18 protein-coding genes are annotated in these 18,421 nt (G+C 62.0%); 12 read left to right on the top strand and 6 right to left on the bottom strand.

Annotation, left to right across the window (positions count from 1 at the left end; genetic code table 11):
- Nucleotides 1–37 precede the first annotated feature (37 nt).
- Together IH881_10185 and IH881_10180 are read right to left on the bottom strand one after the other, a co-directional pair.
- Nucleotides 38–664: a L,D-transpeptidase gene (locus IH881_10185; GenBank protein MCH7868052.1), complete on the bottom strand. Its 627-nt coding sequence runs from the start codon at nt 662–664 to the stop codon at nt 38–40.
- A gap of 101 nt (nt 665–765) precedes the next feature.
- Nucleotides 766–960 (bottom strand): hypothetical protein, encoded by a 195-nt coding sequence (locus IH881_10180; protein ID MCH7868051.1) that lies wholly within the window; start codon nt 958–960, stop codon nt 766–768.
- A 211-nt stretch (nt 961–1,171) separates the two neighbouring features.
- Here IH881_10180 and IH881_10175 point away from each other — a divergent pair, with 211 nt between their 5' ends.
- The 5 genes from IH881_10175 to IH881_10155 all read left to right on the top strand — a co-directional run bounded on the left by IH881_10175 (nt 1,172) and on the right by IH881_10155 (nt 7,624).
- Nucleotides 1,172–2,419 (top strand): hypothetical protein, encoded by a 1,248-nt coding sequence (locus tag IH881_10175; GenBank protein MCH7868050.1) that lies wholly within the window; start codon nt 1,172–1,174, stop codon nt 2,417–2,419.
- Nucleotides 2,416–5,361, top strand: a complete 2,946-nt coding sequence (locus tag IH881_10170; GenBank protein ID MCH7868049.1) for a DEAD/DEAH box helicase — start codon at nt 2,416–2,418, stop codon at nt 5,359–5,361. Before IH881_10175 ends, IH881_10170 begins: the two co-directional genes overlap by 4 nt.
- 263 nt (nt 5,362–5,624) lie before the next feature.
- On the top strand, nt 5,625–5,951 hold the full coding sequence (locus IH881_10165) for a hypothetical protein (protein ID MCH7868048.1): 327 nt from the start codon (nt 5,625–5,627) through the stop codon (nt 5,949–5,951).
- 86 nt (nt 5,952–6,037) lie between these two features.
- Entirely contained in the window at nt 6,038–6,973 is a 936-nt protein-coding gene (locus tag IH881_10160) for a DnaJ domain-containing protein (protein ID MCH7868047.1), read from the top strand.
- A gap of 39 nt (nt 6,974–7,012) precedes the next feature.
- Nucleotides 7,013–7,624, top strand: coding sequence for a histidine phosphatase family protein (locus tag IH881_10155; protein ID MCH7868046.1), 612 nt, complete (start codon nt 7,013–7,015; stop codon nt 7,622–7,624).
- Here the strand turns inward: IH881_10155 and IH881_10150 are convergent.
- Together IH881_10150 and IH881_10145 are read right to left on the bottom strand one after the other, a co-directional pair.
- Nucleotides 7,621–9,687 carry a HAMP domain-containing protein gene (locus IH881_10150; GenBank protein ID MCH7868045.1) on the bottom strand — a complete coding sequence of 689 codons (2,067 nt, stop codon included), beginning with the start codon at nt 9,685–9,687 and terminating at the stop codon, nt 7,621–7,623. The two genes, IH881_10155 and IH881_10150, sit on opposite strands and share 4 nt — an antisense overlap.
- 10 nt (nt 9,688–9,697) lie before the next feature.
- Nucleotides 9,698–9,844: a DUF4154 domain-containing protein gene (locus IH881_10145; protein MCH7868044.1), complete on the bottom strand. Its 147-nt coding sequence runs from the start codon at nt 9,842–9,844 to the stop codon at nt 9,698–9,700.
- A gap of 524 nt (nt 9,845–10,368) precedes the next feature.
- Here IH881_10145 and IH881_10140 point away from each other — a divergent pair.
- From IH881_10140 to IH881_10130, 3 genes are all read left to right on the top strand, one after another.
- The gene (locus tag IH881_10140; GenBank protein MCH7868043.1) at nt 10,369–11,205 is read left to right on the top strand and encodes a hypothetical protein; all 837 of its coding nucleotides are present in this window, start codon (nt 10,369–10,371) and stop codon (nt 11,203–11,205) included.
- A 110-nt stretch (nt 11,206–11,315) separates the two neighbouring features.
- Nucleotides 11,316–11,927: a TetR/AcrR family transcriptional regulator gene (locus IH881_10135; protein ID MCH7868042.1), complete on the top strand. Its 612-nt coding sequence runs from the start codon at nt 11,316–11,318 to the stop codon at nt 11,925–11,927.
- 70 nt (nt 11,928–11,997) lie between these two features.
- Complete coding sequence (locus IH881_10130) at nt 11,998–12,327, top strand: cupin domain-containing protein (protein ID MCH7868041.1); 330 nt, start codon at nt 11,998–12,000, stop codon at nt 12,325–12,327.
- Here the strand turns inward: IH881_10130 and yqeC are convergent.
- Nucleotides 12,324–13,100, bottom strand: coding sequence for a putative selenium-dependent hydroxylase accessory protein YqeC (yqeC, locus tag IH881_10125; GenBank protein ID MCH7868040.1), 777 nt, complete (start codon nt 13,098–13,100; stop codon nt 12,324–12,326). The two genes, IH881_10130 and yqeC, sit on opposite strands and share 4 nt — an antisense overlap.
- A 186-nt stretch (nt 13,101–13,286) precedes the next feature.
- Between yqeC and IH881_10120 the strand changes: the two genes are divergently transcribed.
- Together IH881_10120 and meaB are read left to right on the top strand one after the other, a co-directional pair.
- Nucleotides 13,287–15,287, top strand: a complete 2,001-nt coding sequence (locus IH881_10120; GenBank protein MCH7868039.1) for a protein meaA — start codon at nt 13,287–13,289, stop codon at nt 15,285–15,287.
- The gene (meaB, locus tag IH881_10115; GenBank protein MCH7868038.1) at nt 15,277–16,257 is read left to right on the top strand and encodes a methylmalonyl Co-A mutase-associated GTPase MeaB; all 981 of its coding nucleotides are present in this window, start codon (nt 15,277–15,279) and stop codon (nt 16,255–16,257) included. Before IH881_10120 ends, meaB begins: the two co-directional genes overlap by 11 nt.
- A gap of 12 nt (nt 16,258–16,269) precedes the next feature.
- Here the strand turns inward: meaB and IH881_10110 are convergent, their stop codons facing one another.
- Nucleotides 16,270–16,833, bottom strand: a complete 564-nt coding sequence (locus tag IH881_10110; protein MCH7868037.1) for a cob(I)yrinic acid a,c-diamide adenosyltransferase — start codon at nt 16,831–16,833, stop codon at nt 16,270–16,272.
- A gap of 69 nt (nt 16,834–16,902) precedes the next feature.
- On the opposite strand from IH881_10110, the gene gloB reads away from it, so the two are divergent.
- Both gloB and IH881_10100 read left to right on the top strand, forming a co-directional pair.
- A complete protein-coding gene (gene gloB / locus IH881_10105) occupies nt 16,903–17,661 on the top strand; it encodes a hydroxyacylglutathione hydrolase (protein ID MCH7868036.1) in 759 nt (252 codons plus the stop codon).
- 58 nt (nt 17,662–17,719) lie between these two features.
- The gene (locus tag IH881_10100) at nt 17,720–18,421 is read left to right on the top strand and encodes an MBL fold metallo-hydrolase (protein ID MCH7868035.1); all 702 of its coding nucleotides are present in this window, start codon (nt 17,720–17,722) and stop codon (nt 18,419–18,421) included.

Raw genomic sequence — 18,421 nt, 5'->3', positions numbered from 1 at the left:
CTGCCTGTGCGAAATTTCGCGGACGCGGACCAGGCGCTCAGCGCACGACCAGCTCGATCGTGCGCCGAAAGCGTCGGTGGATTTCTCCGTTGCGCACTTGTCGCGCAGACGCCAGAGCGTCGCGACGGTCGAGCCACGCGACGATGCGCAGCAGATCGGAGTCTGTAGCCCGTACACAGCCCGCTGAGATCGGTTTGCCGAGGACCCGGCGATCCGAGCCACCGTGCAGCGCGATGGCGCCGTCCGCTGCGAAGGGGATCTTGACGGCGCCCATGGGCGTGTGGAGCGATGCCGGTTGGGCCACTGCGCCCGACCGCTCAGCCACCGGCCCGGGGCGCCAGGAGGGACTCAGGATGATCCTGTCGAGGGGAAACCGGCCAATCGGGGTGGGCTGTGCAGGAGAGCCGAGTGCCACCCGTATGGTTGGCCCGCGTTCTCCACTGTGCGCATCGCGCACGCTGAGCCGAAAGGTCGACAATTCGATCTCCATGACCAGCGCTGCCTGGACGTCGATCTGGGCGACCGGGGCGACCTGGGCGACCTGGGCGTAGACATCGACGTCGGAATTCGCGCGGGCGGCGTGGAAGGCCGACAGGGTCGCGCACAGTATTGCCGTGGACGTCGCAGTCGTAAGGACCCGCAGGCGGGCTCGGCGAGCTGCCACCGGGTTCGCAAGGCCGGCGGGAAAATATCGAGAATCTCGGGAGGGATTCCGAATCACCTGCCGATCATATCAGAGGGATCGGGTCCCAGGCCCCTATTGGCTCAAGCAAACGTATCGATTTTTTGGCCCCGAGTTGGATCGGTCTTTGCCGCTTCCCTGCGCTGGTTCACGGCATTCTGCTCGGCGACGCGCGCGGCATCTCGGGCTTCCGCCCGACGCTCGGTTGCCCGGGCCTTGGTAATTTCAGGCCCAGATCGCTGACTTGAAGATTGGATCGAATCGGATTCCAAGATCACCTACCCCACTTCCCTCCGAGCAAGCCCTTCCTTCCTTCCTTTCTATCGGCCAATCGTCAGAAAATCGTCGAAAACTTTCCATAAATTCCGGACGAATTGCGCACGAACACTTACCCTTCTACGCACTTCATCTCCATTTACGCGCAAACCCAGCATTCCTCACCACGGAGACCCGCAACGGCGGAGCCACTGGGGAGACATGCTCGTCAACATGCAGCAGATCTCAAAACACACCATGCAGACCTACGCACCCGCGGATACTGAGAAACCCACCACCGTCCCCCCGGCGATCCAAGACTGGTTTCGATGCTTGTCAGACGCAGGACACACGTCTCACCTCGTGGGCGAGTGTGTGCTTCAGATCGCGCTCGGACGGCGGCCCAATCACTACCGCGCCCACAGCCCAATATCGCGCAACACGCTGCTTTCCCTGGCCCTCCGGTCGATCCCCACTGGCCGCGACTCTGCAACCGTCACCATTCCGACCGCCGCGGGTCCCCTCGATGTACTCACGAACCGACGCTTGTCCCAGACCGTCCTCGACTTGCAATCGACTCCCTTCGCAATCCTCGCCCTGGCACTCGACCCGCTGACTGGGGAGCTGATCGCGCAGGATCGGGCCCCGGGCGACATCGCCTCACGCACGCTTTCCCCGGCCGACGATGTTTCAGCCCGTGCCGATGACGGATTTGCCCTCGAAGCGGCTCGGCTGATTGCGGTCTACGGACTCCGTCCCAGCAAAGCTTTGTTCGAAGCTGCGCGAAAGATTCCGGTGGAAGTGGCACCCGCTCGACCCACCGGGCTGCGACGTCAGTTGCGCGAATTGCTGTTGGCGCCGGACGTTCGGGCGGGTCTCGAGTTTCTGCGAGATTGCGGAGCCGAGGCAACACTGGTGCCTGGCGCTCGCGCCGATGCCGCGGCAATCGTGGCCAACCTCCCGGCTGAGCTCCGGGTGCGATTCTGCGCGTGGTTCCAGGGCGCTGACCCCAAGGATCTGCTGCGAGGCCTGCGATTCGGGGGCGAGTTCTCGTCCACCCTGTACCGGATGCTCGATCATCACCCGATCGACGAATGGGTACAACCAAACCAGGACCCAAGCTTGCGCCGCCTGCTCAAGCACCTGCCGCCGTCCGAAATCGCGGACTTGCTGGCCCTGCGCGGCGCCGAAGCTCGCGTCTTGCGTGAACTCGGGCGTCCCGCAGAGGCCGCTCAACTGCTGGGCCGGCTCGAAGCACTCGAGCAGCGAATCGACCGGATGCGCGAAGCACAACGCAAACGTCGGGAACGCACCCGACTCGTGATTTCGAGCGCACAAATCATGCAGACACTCGATTGCACTCCCGGACCCGAAGTAGGCCGAGCGATCGAATATCTCGAAGACATCGTCGCTGCCGACCCCGGCGCCAACAACCTCGAAGCACTGTTGAGCGCGCTCGAACAACGGCGGACCGATCGATGAAAGCGTTCATGGATTGCGTTCGCGAGGCGTGTTCAAGGCCGGTCTGGTCCCGGGGAGTCGAGTTGACCCGCGCCGACGCGGTTCACGGCATTTCCGAGCACGACAGTGACATCACCCTGCAAGTCACCAAGCGCGGCGGGTTGGTGACCCATACCCAGATCCTCTATCTCGACGATCTCGAGTGGGAATGCGATTGCCGCAGCAGTGACGATCCGTGTGAACACGTTGCCGCCGCATGCATCGCGCTGCATCGGGCTCGCAAATCCGGTGCGCGCCTTCCCACGACCCGTGAGCCGATGGGGACCCTGCGCTATCGCCTGCGGCGAGGCACCCCGAGCCTTTCGATCGAGCGCGAGATCGTTCACAGCCGCGGGATCCATCTGCTCGAAACCACCCTCGACGCCCTGGCGAGCGGACGAATTCCGGGACCCAAGTTTGTCGCCACCCAGGCCGATCTGGCCGTCGAACGCGCATTGGGAACCCGGCGTCGCGGGGTCGTGCCCCCCGGACTGCTGCCGGCGCTGTTCTCGGCCCTCGAAGACTGTCCCGACATCACCCTGGACGGGCGCGCGGTCGAGGTGTCGAGCGATCCCCTGGTTCCCCACTGCCGGCTGGTCAATGCTCCGGGGGGCTTTCGGCTGATCCTCTCTGTCGGTACGGACGTGACGGAAATGCTCGGCGACGGGGTCGCACTCTGCGGAGAAACCCTGCGCTTGCGAGGAAACACGCACCTCAGCGGTCGCGAAATTCACGAACTCGTGCGGGGTCGCTTCTTTTCTCACGCCCAGGTCGCGGAATTGGTCACGGAAGTGCTTCCGGAACTGCGCGAGCGCATCCCGGTGGATGTCGAAGCCGACACCCTGCCCGACACCAGCACGACGGAATTGCCGCGCATCTCCATTCAGGTCGAGCGCCGGGGCGACACGCTGAGCGTTTTGCCCCTGCTGGTCTACGGCAATCCGGCGATCGCCCGGGTCGACGGTGAACATCTGGTGCACATTCGCGGCCGGATCCCCATGCGGGACAAGCGCGCCGAGTCGCTGCGGATTCAACATCTTCGCGACGCGCTCGGCCTCAGTCCCGGTTATCGAGTCGACTTCCGCCAGGGCCAGGCCCTCGAATTCGCCGCGCGTCTCGCACGCTGGAAGGGGGAAATCGAAGGCGACGACCACCTCGCGTTCTATCTCACCGAGGACCTCGAGCCCGATCTCGAAGTTGCCGGCGACCGAATCCGGATTGCCTTTCACTCGCCCAGTCCAGCGGGTACAAGCGACCCGGCGAGGGCAGAAATTGCGGACGGCGAGCAGCGGGTCGCCGCGACCAGCGATGTTCTGCGCGCCTGGCAACAGGGAGACTCCCTGGTACCGCTCCATGGAGGTGGCTTTGCAGCGCTTCCGGAGGATTGGCTGGAGCGCTACGGAGATCGGATCGCAGATCTCCTGGCAGCCCAGCCCGAAGACGGTCCGTTGCCGACGAGCGCAATGCCCGATTTGTTTCGTCTATGCGAAGACCTCGATCATCCGCCGCCGGCTTCCTTTGAACGCCTGCGCCCCTTGCTCGAAGATTTCGATGGCATCCCCCGCGCCACCCTGCCCGGGGACTTCAACGGGACCTTGCGCGGCTATCAAGTCCGCGGGGTCGACTGGCTGATCCTGCTGCGCGAACTCGAACTCGGCGCCCTGCTGGCCGATGACATGGGGCTCGGCAAGACGGTTCAGGCCCTGTGCGCCATCCAGGGGCCGACTCTCATCGTGTGTCCGACCAGCGTACTCTTCAACTGGGCGGAGGAGATGCAACGCTTTCGGCCGGGTCTTTCGTTCTCTCTCTACCACGGCGCCGGTCGCGAATTGGATGGGAAGGCCGAGGTCACCCTCACCAGCTACGCCATCTTGCGCCTCGACATCGATATCCTGAGTGAACGTTCGTGGCAGACGGTGGTTCTCGACGAAGCGCAGAACATCAAAAACTCCGACAGCCAGGTCGCCCGAGCGGCGTACCGACTGAACGCGAAGTTTCGCGTCGCCCTGACCGGAACCCCGGTCGAGAATCGCCTCGAGGAGTTGTGGAGTCAGTTCCATTTCCTCAACCCCGGCTTGCTCGGAGGCCGCACCCACTTTCGCAACCGCTACGCGCGACCCATCGCCGAGGGAGACCCAAACAGCGCCGCGCTCTTGCGCGAACGCATCCGGCCCTTCTTGATGCGTCGCAAAAAGCAGGAAGTCGCGCCGGAACTACCGCGCCTCACCGAACTGGTGCTCCACTGCGAACTCAGCGACGAGGAGCGTGCGGTCTACGATGCCGTGCGCGCCGCGACTGTCGAACAAGTCGTCGCCCAACTTTCCGAAGGGGGCAACGTACTGGCCGCGCTCGAAGCACTGCTGCGGCTGCGTCAGGCCGCTTGCCATGTTTCACTGGTTCCGGGACAGCAAGCGACGGGCTCTTCCAAACTCGAACTACTGCTGACGCGCCTCGAGCAAGCCATGGCCGATGGACACAAGGCCCTCGTCTTTTCCCAGTGGACGTCGCTGCTCGATCTGGTCGAGCCACAGCTGAATCAGGGCGAAATTCCGTTTGTTCGGCTCGACGGTTCGACCCGGGATCGCGGTTCGGTCGTGAAACAGTTTCAGTCCGAAGACGGTCCTCCGGTCATGCTGGTCTCCCTCAAGGCCGGTGGCACGGGACTGAACCTCACCGCCGCCGACCACGTATTCCTGCTCGATCCATGGTGGAACCCCGCGGTCGAGGACCAGGCGGCGGCGCGAAGTCATCGCATCGGACAGACGCGGCCGGTCGTGGTTCATCGACTGGTGGCCCGGGATACCGTCGAAGAGGGCATCCTCGAACTTCACGCGCGCAAACGCGCCCTGTCCGAAGTGGTGCTGGGCTCGACCGACGAGGCCCAGGGTCTTACCCGGGAAGACTTGCTCGCGCTGCTCTCCTGAATCTCTTCGTTCCCCAGGGGCACAAGCGGGCACATCACGCCCTCAGCTGAGTTTCGGCTCCCGAACCCACGAAGTCAGATTCTCACCCCTAAAGTCGGGTGTAATTACACCCGAAAGACCTCTCATCACTCGGGAACGTGCTCAAATTGGCGGGCGTTCCCCACAAAGTTGGTGTGAGTCCTTGCTGCTGGGGAACCCCGGTTTTCCGCTGTGAGGGCAGCGCCTGAAAGCGACAGACGCAAGCCCCCGGAGTTACGACAGCCATGCCCCCCCATCCCCTTTGTGCCGCGGCCCCCGTGCGCGTTCGACGCCCGTTGTCTCTCAGGCACAAGATCGCCGCGATCGGGATCGCGACTCTGTTCGCATGCTCGATCGTTGCAGGCAGCGCCGCAGCCGACGCCTCGGATGAATCTGTGAAATCTCAGCGGGTGGTTCGCTACCGTCCCTCTCTCGTCCCCCCCAAGGTCCGTCAACGCCCCGCCCTTTTGCCCCAGACGCGCTATACGGTGCGCAAGCAAATCGAAAGCATCGAGCCTATCAGCTGGCTCAAACGCTACGGCGAAGTTCAGGTGCGAAAAATCAAGCGCTAGCCGGCCCTAAGAAGCTTCGCGACGGCGTTTCACAGCACACGGACCTTGATCATCACATCCCGCGCTCGAGGGAGGCTGTTCGTACGATGGCCGGTGCACAGACAGATCCCTATGCGATCTTGGGTGTCCCTCGCGATGCCGACCCCAAGACCATCAAGAGCGCCTATCGCCGGCTCGCTCAAGCCCATCACCCCGATCTCAACCGGGACAATTCGATCGCCGAGGAACGTTTCAAGCAGATCTCCGGCGCCTATGCCGTGCTCTCGGACCCGAAGCGACGCCAGGCCTACGACGAGTTCGGAAGCATCGCGATGGATCCGAACTTCAACGCCGACGGCGCCCGCGCTTCCCGCCGCAATCCCTTCGGGACGGCCTTTGAAGGCAGCGGCGGCTTCGGGAACATTTTTGACGAATTCTTCTCGAACAGTGCCGGGGGATTCTCGCGCCAGCGCGGCCCGCGAAAAACCAAGGGACGCGATCGCGAAGTCGCCCTGCAACTCGATCTGCGCGAGGCCTCCGAAGGCTGCGAGCGCAGCGTCTCGCTCGGGCGTGCGGGGACCCCGCGCGGCGGTGAAATCCTCCGGGTTCAGATTCCGCCCGGAACGCGAAACGACGGGCGCATCCGGCTCGCCGGAAAGGGCGATCCCGGTGCCCACGGTGGACCTCCGGGTGACCTCTACTGTCGCATCAAGCTGCGGCCTCACGCGTTTTTCCGGGTCGACGATTTCGATCTGCTGCTCGATGTCCCGATCAGCCTGAAGGAAGCCATGCTGGGCGCCGAGATCGAAATTCCCACGCTGACGGGACGCGTGACCCTCAACGTTCCGGCCGGGACCGACGAGGGCTCTCGCTTGCGGCTGCGCGGCAAAGGCATGACTCGACCCGGTGACAAACCCGCAGGCGATCTCTACGTCACGCTCTTGATCCGCGTCCCGAAAGATCTCGACCAAGAGGCCCGGGAGCACGTCATCGAACTCGACAAATTCGGCCCCGACGATTTGCGCAAACACCTGCTGGACTGACCGGGCGCGCAGCGAAACGCAAGCTGGAGTAGACGAACCGTGAACACCGCAATTCTGACTCTGATCCGACACGGCGAAACCTCTGCCAACACTGGAGGTGTATGGCACGGCTCAACCGACACCCCACTTTCGGAACGCGGCCGGCGACAAGCGCGACGCGTCGCTGAGCATCTGGCCATGGCAAGCGAGCGCTACCACCACATTTATTGCAGTCCGCTCGAGCGCGCGCGCCATACGGCCGAGGCGATCGATGTCGGCCTCGGGTTGGGCGTTGCACAGGATCCAGGGCTCAGGGAATACGACCTGGGGAGTTGGGAGGGCAAGACCTACAAGGACTTGCACGACAACTACCACCTGTGGGACAAGATGAAAGAGGACCCCGACTTCGCCCCCCACGGCGGGGAGAGTCCCCGGCAAGTGGTCGAACGGTACGTTGCGGCTCTACAGCGTATCGCGGGTGCGCATCCGGGCGAACGGGTGATCGTGGTGGGCCATGGCGGTGCATTCAGCATGGCGCTCGCCCATCTGATCGAGGGCAGTTATACGAGTTGGGGGCGCGTGATGGATAACTGTGCGGTGAGTGAACTATGGCTGGAGCCCGAAGCGGTGCTCAAGCAATTCAACTTCACAGACCATCTGCAGGGGATTTAGCTCTGCTCTGGCGCCGAGGGTTCGAGAGAGAAGCGGCCGACCTCTTCGTCCAGGGCGCCGGCGCGCTCGGAGAGCACATCGACGGTCGACTGCATTTCTTCGGCCCGCAGCGCGTTCTCGACGGTGACTTCGCGGAAGACCTTCAGCGCTTCGAGCAATTGTTCGCTCTGTTTCTTCTGCTCGACAGTCGCAGTCAAAATCTGGTTGGTGCGGGAAGCCACAACCTCGACCGACTGCGCGATGTGACGGCTTTCGGTGCGCTGTACATGAGTCGATCGTTTGACTTCCTGTCCCAGCTGTCGCATGCGCTCGACACCCTTGGTGATTTCCACGCTGGCGCTGTCTTGCTCGCTGGTTCCCCTGCTCAGTTGCTGGGCGACCTGACGCATCTCCACCATTGCGAGATTGACGCGCTTTAGACCGGTCGCCTGCTCACCGGTGGCCACGACGATTTCTTGTGCGGTGCGGTTTGAACGGCGAGCACTATCGGCCATGGTACTCAGAACTTCCCCGGCTTCGAGAGACAGCGCGACGCCGCGATTGACGCGTTCACCGCCATCCGATACCGACTGCACTGCGTTTGCAATCTCCGCCTGCACTTCTCGGATCAGCAGCCCGATTTCCTTGGTCGAACCCGCGGTACGATCCGACAGGTTCTTGACTTCTTCGGCAACGACCGCGAAAGCGCGGCCGTGTTCCCCCGCATGGGACGAGATGATCGCCGCGTTCAAAGCCAGCAGGTTCGTCTGCTCGACCACGCCTTCGATCACACTCAAGACGTCGCCAATACTCTGGGACTGCACGTCGAGTCGCGAAATCACCTGCTCGAGTCCGACAAAGCTATCCTGAATCTGTTTCATCCCGTGAACGGTTTCTTGCACACTGCGTATGCCGCGTTCGGCATTCTCGGTTGCCTCTGCGGAAATGTCTTGGGTGGCCCGAGCGTTTTCCTCGACCTCTCCAACCGACACAGTCAGCTGCTGGAGTGAACTGAAGGTGGTCTCGGTCGCATTCTTTAGCGTGTCGGCAAACTGAGCAATCTCGCGGATGCCCGCGGTCATCTCGACGATTGACGACGCCGCGGAATCGATGGTGTGGGAGAGCTCATCCATGTGAGAGGCGATCTCTACGATCGACCCGTCCATTTCCACGGCCGCAGTCGACGTGTCCTGCGCTTCTTCAGCCAGGGTCGAGACCGCTTCGTTCACCGAATCAATGTGGGCGGTCAAATTCTCAATCGACGCTGCACTGCCTTCGACAGCCGCTTCCTGCCGCGCTGCGAGCGAGCGTATTCCCTCACTTGCACCGCGCAAAACCACCGTTGCTTCGCTCACCGCCCGGGAATTCTCGCCCACCTGGGATACCAGACCCCGCAAACTCGTCACCATCGTATTGAAGGTGTCGGCCAGGGTTCCAATTTCATCGTCGCGCGAGATATCGACTCGGGTCGAGAGATCTCCGCGCGACATGGCCTCCGAACTCTCGGCCAGCGCCGCCAGCGGCGTGGCGATGCTCTCCTGCATCTCTGCGGCGCCAAACCATGCCACCAGACTCGCGAGCAACATGACGCCGATTGCGACGGTTGCGAGCTTCGACATCAGCTCACGCATTTCCCGGGTATCCGAGCGGATGAATACTGTCCCCAGTTCGTCCCCGTCGATCTGGATGACCTGATACAGGTCGAGGCGATCTCCGAACCAGTCGAATTCTATTTGGTCGCGCCGCGGGGGTGGAGCCTCGAAGCCCGCCATGTCGAATCGATTGTAGCGGGCGAACACTTCGCCGTTCGCGTCGTAGACAACCGCGGCCCGGACGTGCACATTGGCCGTGAAGGCCGAAAGAGTTTCTTCTGCCGCTGTGGGATCATCGAATACGAGCGCCGGGGCTGCGTTCATGCCAATCACGCTGGAGAGAATCGACAGATTCCGCGTCATCGCATCCTTCGAACGCGCGAATTCCATCCAGAAGAATAGAATCATCACGATGGACAGCGACACGCCGGTAGTCTTGAGAAACCCGAGACTCAGGCGAGTGCGAATCGATTGACCCTTTGACGACGCCATTCCTATTTCCTCACTCCACAAGCACAGCAAGGCGCAGTAGCTTCGAACTCACCCTGAGACTGGGCCATTCGACGTAGCGTGCAAAATTATACAGGTAGGCGGCCTTGAGCTGATTCTCGTCGAGGCTCGCAGAGCCAACAGAGGCGGCACCCGTCATGCACATGAAGCTCACAACGAAGCCTGCGACCAAAAGTGTCGCCCTGTTTGATCGAGTCAATACCCGACAACGAGATGCCCCGCGCACCCGACTCCCTCCGGCCGTATGGATCGGCAACTTTGCCAACTTCAACAATGAACTCGAGCTTCGCCGCGCAATTCGCGCGTTCCAGCCATTCTCCGAGCACCGCTCTGAGTGAATCGGCCGCCGAAGCACGGTCTTGAGAACAGTCGTTCGTGGCCTGAGCATTCTGATAGGAATGGCGTAAGGCATTACAGATTCCGCTCGCACTCGATTTTGCTCTATCTAGACCTCGATGAAACCCTCATCCAATCTCAGGGACATATCGAATCCATCACTCGGCGAACCCGAAGAATCTGCACCGGCATGCAGGAGAAGAACATCGAGGGGCGCTTGCCCGGGGGACGTGCACCCGATGTGCAACTACCGTGTCGTTGCATTCGCACATTCGGGGACGCAAGACTCAACTGGAATCCCGCATTTTCCGATGCACTGGGGTAGCCATGCCCCAGATGTTTTTCGGACAATTTCTCATAGACGAACAGGTGATCAGCGATGCCGCGCTGCATCAGGCGATCGAGCTGGCGACCGAGGAGAATTCTCGCATCGGCGCGCTCGGCGTTGAACGGGGCTACCTGAGCGAAGCTCAAGTTGAAGTCATTCAACTCGAACAACGCCGTACCGACATGCCCTTTGCCGATCTCGCGGTCCAGCTGGAAATGCTCACCCGGGATCAATCCGTCGCCCTGCTGCAGGAACAGAAGCGCCGGCACAAGCCCATTGGCGAGGCGCTGGTCCAACTTGGCTTCCTCGATACCGCAGAACTCGACGATTTGCTCGATCGCTACCACCTGTGTCAACTCGATCTCGATGCGGCCCACATCGGCCTGCCCTTCGAACTCTGCGACGAAGATTTGTTCCCCTATCTCGTCGAATACTTCCCGGTGCTGTTTCGGCGCATCACTCAGATTCCCATGAAGCTTCAAGCGGGAAGAAATTTTCCCGGACGCAGCAATCTCCCGTTCCGTGTCTCGGTGACGATCGAGGGCGATTGCCCGGTCACGATTGGTATCGCCGCTTGCCCTGAACTCGCGGCTCGCCTTGCGACGGGTCTCGGAGGCAGCTCTGGGCCCGATCTCGATCGCGAAGCCGTCGGGGAATATGTTCGAGAGTTTGCCGAAATCCTCTGCGATGCTGGCTGCCGTTCCGTGCGGCGAGACGGCCTCAGCGCCAGGGCGAGCCAGGGCGAATGCGGCCAATTGCCCAAACAAGGGTTTTGGTTCCCGGCCACCACGCCCTTCGGACGCGGCATCCTCGTGCTCGATCCCGCAGAGGACTGAGCCACCCGTTCCATCACGCGCACTTGCTTGCTATTTTGATCCCTCGACCCGAGTTCGGGATCGACCGCCCCGCGTCCGGTTTCGGCGCCGCCACCCTGGAATTTCACGCCATGTCCGATCCGGGCTTTCAGCCCCTCAAAGGCAAAGCCGCCACCCAGGAACGCATTCTCGAAGCCGCAATGCAGCTGTTCCTGGATACGGGTTTCGAGAAGACGACCATGACCCAGGTCGCCGAGACGGCGGGCGTCAGCCGCGCCACCGTGTTCTGGCACTTCAGCGACAAGAAGAGTTTGTTTCGCGAAGCATTCAGTCGATTATTGGATCCCTTCAGGCGTTCGCTGGAGCGAGATCTCGGCGACGTTCCCCCCGCCAAGCGACTTCGCGAACAAATCGCCATCTACCGCGACTTCGTGACTGCCCGGCAGCGCTCGATCGACGCCTTCGTGCGCTGGGCCATCGACGGACACGAACTGGGCGAGATGGTGATCACCACCCTGCTGGATCTGCACCAGCGCGTGACGGGCGCGATCATCCAGACCGTCAGTGAACTGGTTCCCCCAGAGGTCGAGCCCGAACCCTTAGCGGTCGGACTCATCACTTTGCTCGACGGCAACGTGCTGCTTTCGATTTTCGACTCGTCTGCTGAGCGCGCCGAAGTTCGTAATCGCGCAGTAGACGCCTTCGCAGATTTAATTCCGACGCGGGAAGACGGCGTTCGCTGAAGTCGCGCTGTCGAAAGTCGCGCTCCCAAAACCCTGGTCGAACCTCACCTTCACCACTAAGCTTGTGCTCATGGAACATCCAAAAGCGATTCGCCCCGCAGAACTTGCCAAGTGGTCGAGTGAAAAAATGGGCAAGAGCACGATCTTTCGCTCGGACCGGGTGATGGTCGGCCTCAACGCCTTCGAGCCCGGACAAGAACACGCCCTGCACGCCCACGAAGGGATGGACAAGATCTACCAGGTGCTGGAGGGCCACGGCACCTTCCTGCTCGAGGATCGCGAAGAACCCATGGAGCCCGGCATTTTGCTGGTGGCGCCGGAAGGGGTTCCCCACGGCATTCGCAACTCGAGTGATGAACGCCTGCTGGTGTTGGCGATTCTCACCCCCGCGCCGGGTTAATCCGCCGCCCTGCGCGCCACGCTCCACTCGCCATCCGCTCCCCGCTTGCTCCCTTCGAGCGCACCCCAGATGACGCGATCGATCCGCGATTCGCGAAGCAGTACACGAGCGATCGCGGCGGCGTCGGCCTGCTGCTCTTCCGACTCCACTTTGTTGATCACGACACGCACCCGAACCGCTTCGGATACGTCTTTCAATCCGCCCCGGTCGTCGCGGATCAGGCGGGCCAGGTCTTCGATTCCCAGACAGGCATCGGGCTCGAGATTGAGCAGCGCGCACACGAGTTCGGGGCGGTGGGTAGCCTGGGCAATGGGAGCCGCGAGTGCGTCGATCCCGACCACGACAACCACGTGAGTCGAAGCATCGGCGATCACCGGTTCGTGTTCCGCAGGTGCCTTGGCCGGCCGCATGCGCGAGCCGTCCGCTTCGACGACGACATGCTGCACGTCATGGCGCTTCAGCCATTCGGCCGGAAGCGAAGGCGACACACCGATGGCTTTGTCGCCGATGATCCGGTCGATCACGAGAAGACCCGACGGCCCGTCGGCCAGCGCCTCTTCGAAACCCTCGACGCCGAGTTCGCAGGCTGCGACCGCCCGTTTAATCTGTGTGGTGAAGATGCGCGTGGTCGTTGTGAGCAGAACGCGTCCGGGCAGCAGTCTGCCCAGGGCGAAAAGCAGCGCGCTCTTGCCCCCGCCGCCGACGATCGAAATCAGCGACGACGCTGGGGGCAGACCCAATGCTTCGACAAGCGGTGCTCGCGAAACCTGCAACGGCTAGTATCCTCCCTCACCCAGCGGGAAGAGACTGAGTCGAGATTGGCCCTGTCGAGCCAGTAAAGCGCTCGGGAGCGACCCCGAACGGTTGCCACGAAATTTACGTTTCGTTAATCTTCCCGAACACTTACGATCGTGCTGGCCTCCATTTTGGCCACGCCCAGGCGACTACCGGAGACTCGAATGCCCGCCCAGAAAAAAGATCGCCCGTGGGTGATACGCACGTATTCGGGCCACTCCTCTGCGGCCAAGAGCAACGAACTCTACCGAACGAACCTCGCCAAAGGGCAGACCGGTTTGTCGGTGGCCTTCGATCTCCCGACCCAGACAGGTTACGACTCCGACCACCCCCTCGCCCGGGGTGAGGTCGGGAAGGTCGGGGTGCCGATCTGTCACATCGATGACATGAGCACCCTGTTCAGCGAACTCCCGCTGGATCAGATGAATACCTCGATGACCATCAACGCGACTTCCAACTGGCTGCTCGCCTTGCTCATCGCCGTCGCGGAGCGCCAGGGAGTGGCGCCGAGTTCGCTCAAGGGCACGACCCAGAACGACATCATCAAGGAATACCTCTCCCGGGGAACCTACATATTTCCGCCGGAGGCGTCGGTGCGCATGACGGCGGACATGATCGCCTACACGGTGGAGGCGATCCCCGGCTGGAACCCGGTCAACGTCTGCTCCTACCATCTGCAGGAAGCGGGGGCGACGCCGGTCCAGGAGATCGCGTACGCGATGGCTACCGCGCTGGCCCTGTTGGACGCTGTGGTCGCCCGAGACGATGTGCCGTCGGAGGCGATTCCGCGCGTCTTTGGCCGCATTTCCTTCTTCTTGAACTCGAGCATTCGCTTTGTGGAAGAAACCTGCAAGTGCCGCGCGATGACCCAACTTTGGGAGGAAATCGGTCGCAAACGCTACGGCATTACCGACGCGAAGCTCCTGCGATTTCGCTACGGCGTTCAGGTCAACAGCCTGGGGCTGACCGAAGCCCAACCCGAAAACAACGCCATTCGCATCACCCTCGAAGCCCTGGGGGTGACGCTTTCGAAAAACGCTCGAGCCCGGGCGATGCAGTTGCCCGCGTGGAACGAAGCGCTCGGGTTGCCGCGACCCTGGGATCAGCAATGGTCCCTGCGCATCCAACAGATCCTCGCCTACGAAACGGATCTGCTCGAGTATCCCGATATCTTCGAGGGATCGGTCGTGATCGAGGAGCGCACGGCTCAATTGGTGGAAGAGTCCCGCGCCGAACTTCAGAAGGTGCTCGACATGGGGGGCGCGGTCGCGGCGGTCGAGAACGCCTATATGAAGCAACGGCTGGTCGAATCCCACACGATACGGATACGAAACATCGAATCTGGCGAACAGATGCTGGTGGGCGTCAACGCGTTCACCGAGGGTGAGGAGTCACCGCTCACGGCGGGAGGAAGCCAGGCTTCCATTCTCTCGATCGATGAGAATGCCGAATACGAGCAGATCGAACGTCTGAATGCATTCCGCGCCACGCGAAGCGAAAGCGAGGTCAAGAGCGCGCTCCAGCATCTACACGATGTCGCAACAAGCGCCGACAATGTACTGCCTGCTTCGATTCGCGCCGCCAAAGCCGGTGTGACGACCGGCGAATGGACCGACGTGCTTCGAGCGATCTTTGGCGAATATCGGGCACCCACAGGCATCGTGATCCGCGACACCGGGGAGGCAACCGGCATGACCAGCGATGTGCGCAAACGCGTCGATGAAGTTTCCAAGGCGCTCGGACGCAGGATCAAATTGTTGGTCGGCAAACCCGGGCTCGATGGACACAGCAATGGTGCAGAGCAGATTGCCGTAAAGGCCCGGGACGTCGGCATGGAAGTCGTTTACGACGGCATTCGCCTGACCCCCGCCGAAGTCGTCGCCTCTGCTCACGATGAAGGCGTCCACGCGATCGGCCTGTCGATTCTCTCGGGCTCTCACTGCGTGCTGGTAATCGATGTGCTCGAGGGGCTCAAACAGGCTGGCATTGGCCACCTGCCGGTAATCGTCGGTGGAATCATCCCTGAAGACGACGCCGACACGTTGCGCGCCGCAGGCGTGCGACACGTCTACACCCCGCGCGACTACGACCTGACCCGCATCATGGCTGAGATCGTGGAAACCATCGCCGAAGCCCACTTGTCCGAAGCTGCAAATGCCGATTGAACTAGCGCGCAGGCTCAGATCGGGAGACCGCGCCGCGGTCGCCGAGGCGATGAATCTCGTCGAAGACGAGCGCCCCGCCCAGCGCGAAATGGCGGACGTGCTGCTCGCAGAACTCGAAGGCCACGACGAAAGTCACGACGCGGGCGCGATGCGGGTCGGGTTCACCGGCGCACCGGGCGTGGGCAAGTCGAGTTTGATCGACGCATTGGTGCGGGAATTGCGCCGCTCGGATCACAGCGTCGGCATTATCGCCGTCGATCCATCCAGCAAGAAGAGCGGAGGAGCCCTGCTCGGAGACCGCTTGCGGGTCCGCTCTGCCTCGGGAGACCCGGGCGTCTATTTGCGCTCGATGGCCGCGCGAAATCGCCTGGGTGGGTTGTCGGGGTCGACCCGGGCCGGGATCGAGATCCTCGCCGCCGCATTTGACGTGGTCATTGTCGAAACCGTCGGGGTCGGACAATCCGAAGCGGAGGTCGTGAACCTGGTCCACACCCTCACCTTCGTGACCCAACCCGGTACCGGCGACAGCGTCCAGTTCATGAAAGCGGGTTTGATTGAAATGCCCGACATCTTCGTCGTGAACAAAGCGGACATGGGGCCCGCGGCCGAACGCACGCAGAGCGAACTTCTGGGTGGCCTGGGCCTGATCGATGCAAAGCCTGGCGCCTGGACGCCTCCGGCACTGCTCGCGAGTGCGCGGGATTCCGTCGGGATCGACGCAATTGTCCAGGCGCTCTTCGCCCACCGTAAATACCTCGAGGTTAGCGACACCCTCGCGGCGCGTCTGGCCGAGGGCCGAACCGATTGGCTGTTGAACGCAGTGATGGAACGCTACGGAAGCCACGGCATCGAGGCGCTCGGGGGGCGGGACGCGGTGATCCAGACACTTCGCGCCGAAGCGAAGCAAGCCGTTCCTGCAATTTTGCGCCAGCTATCCAGCGCGATCGAAGACAAGCTCCGAGGGGCCTGAGCCCGCAGGCTGCTAACGCTCTCGCCCGATCCAAGGCACGTCCGGCAAACCCGCCCGGGCGTTCGCAACCCGGGCCATCGTGAACAACAAGTCGGAAAGCCGGTTCAGGTACTGAATGATCGCGGGATCCAGCGGTTCCGCTCGATCGAGCGCCACGCTGCTCCGCTCCGCGCGCCGGCACACGGTGCGGGCGTGATGGAATGCCGCCGCCGCGGGGGAGCCTCCTGGCAAAATGAAACTGGTCAGGGGTTCGAGTTCTTCTTCGAGTCGGTCAATTTCGCGCTCGAGTTCTTCGATTTGAGCCGGGTCGACGGTGGGCGCTTTGTTTTTTTGATCCTTCACGGGTTTTGCCCGGGGCGTGGCGAGCTGCGACCCCAGATCGAAAAGCGAACTCTGAATTTCCTGCGCGAACGCGCGCAGATCTTTGTCATCGGTCGCAGCCGCAGCCACGCCGACGCAGGCATTGAGTTCGTCCACATCGCCGTACGCGCTGACGCGAATATCGTCCTTTGCAACCCGCCCGCCACCGAACAAGTCGGTCTCTCCGCGGTCGCCCCGCCGGGTGTAGATTTTCACCGTCGAATCTCCTTCACTCATCCCTCGAATGGGGAGACTAGCAGCCCTCCTTGCTGCTAACCTCGGGCCGTGAATTTACAAATCGAGTGCATTCCGACCTTCAGCGACAACTACACCTATCTCGCGATCTGCGAGAAAACCCGGGAAGCCGCCATCATCGACGCCCCCGAGGCCGACCCGGTAATCCGCCGAGTCGAACAGCTCGGGGTTACGGTCAGCAAGATCCTTTCGACCCATCACCATCCCGACCACGCGATGGCCAACCCCGAACTCGCCAAGCGCTACGACGTGCCGGTATACGGGCATCACAGCGATTCCGGGCGCCTGGCGGGTTTTACGCACGGCGTGGATGAGGGCGATACGGTCGAAATTGGCCAGCAGACCGCGCGGGTGCTCTTCATCCCGTCCCATACGATGGGACACGTCGCCTATGTGTTCGATGAAGCCAAGGCGCTGTTCAGTGGCGACATGCTGTTCGCCGGCGGTTGCGGTCGCTTGTTCGAGGGCGATGCCCAGATGATGTACACCGCTCTGTGCGAAAAACTCGCCGCCCTTCCCGACGATATGCGCGTCTTCTGCGGGCATGAATACACTGAGGCAAACCTTCGCTTCGCCGCACATGTGGAACCCGACAATGCTGCGATTGCCGAAAAGCTCGCCAGGGTGAGCGAAATTCGAAAGAACGCCGCTGCCGATTGGCACGATGCGACCCCGGCAGAAATGACCATCCCATCGACGATCGGCGAAGAAAAGGCGACCAACCCGTTCATGCGTTCGAGCGACGCGCAGGAGTTGGGTCGCCGGCGGACGTTGAAGGACAACTTCTAGTCCGCAAAACAATTCCGTACAAGACCCACACACAAGAACACGCACACGAGGCCAGCCGATGAGCGAAACATCCGATCTCTACTTTCGCCAGATTCAACTGGGCGAGATGGCCAACTTCGTATACCTGATTGGCAGCCGGTCGGCGCGCGAGGCCATGGTCGTCGACCCCGCCTGGGATATCCCGGGGCTGCTCGACATCGCCAAAAACGACGACATGACGATCGTGGGCTCCCTCGTGACCCACTACCACCAGGATCACATCGGTGGCAGCTTGTTTGGACACACGATCCCCGGCTTGAACGAACTTCTCGAACTCAATCCCGGGCCGGTCCACGTCAACAAGCACGAGGCCCCTGGAGTTGCTCAGGTGTCGGGCATTCCCGAAAGTGAACTGGTGACACACGACGGAGGCGATGTCATTCAACTGGGCGGCATCGGCATCAGGTTGATCCACACTCCGGGCCATACACCGGGTTCCCAGTGCTTTCTGATCGAGGAAACCAATCAAGCCGGCCAGCTGGTTTCCGGCGACACCCTCTTCCTCGGCAGCTGCGGCCGGGTCGATCTACCGGGAAGCGATCCCGAAGCGATGTACCACAGCCTGAACCACACGTTGAAGAAGCTTCCGGACGAGACCCTGCTGTTTCCCGGACATCTCTACTCCTCCGAAGGCCAATCCACGATGGGAGAGCAAAAAGCGACCAACCCCATGTTGCGGGTCACGTCGCTCGAAGTGTTCCTGAACTTCATGGGGCAATAG

Source organism: Myxococcales bacterium (assembly GCA_022563535.1).
Classification (GTDB): domain Bacteria; phylum Myxococcota_A; class UBA9160; order UBA9160; family UBA4427; genus DUBZ01.
The sequence above is the reverse complement of the archived record's forward strand: the minus strand, read 5'-3'. Positions and strand labels throughout refer to the sequence as shown.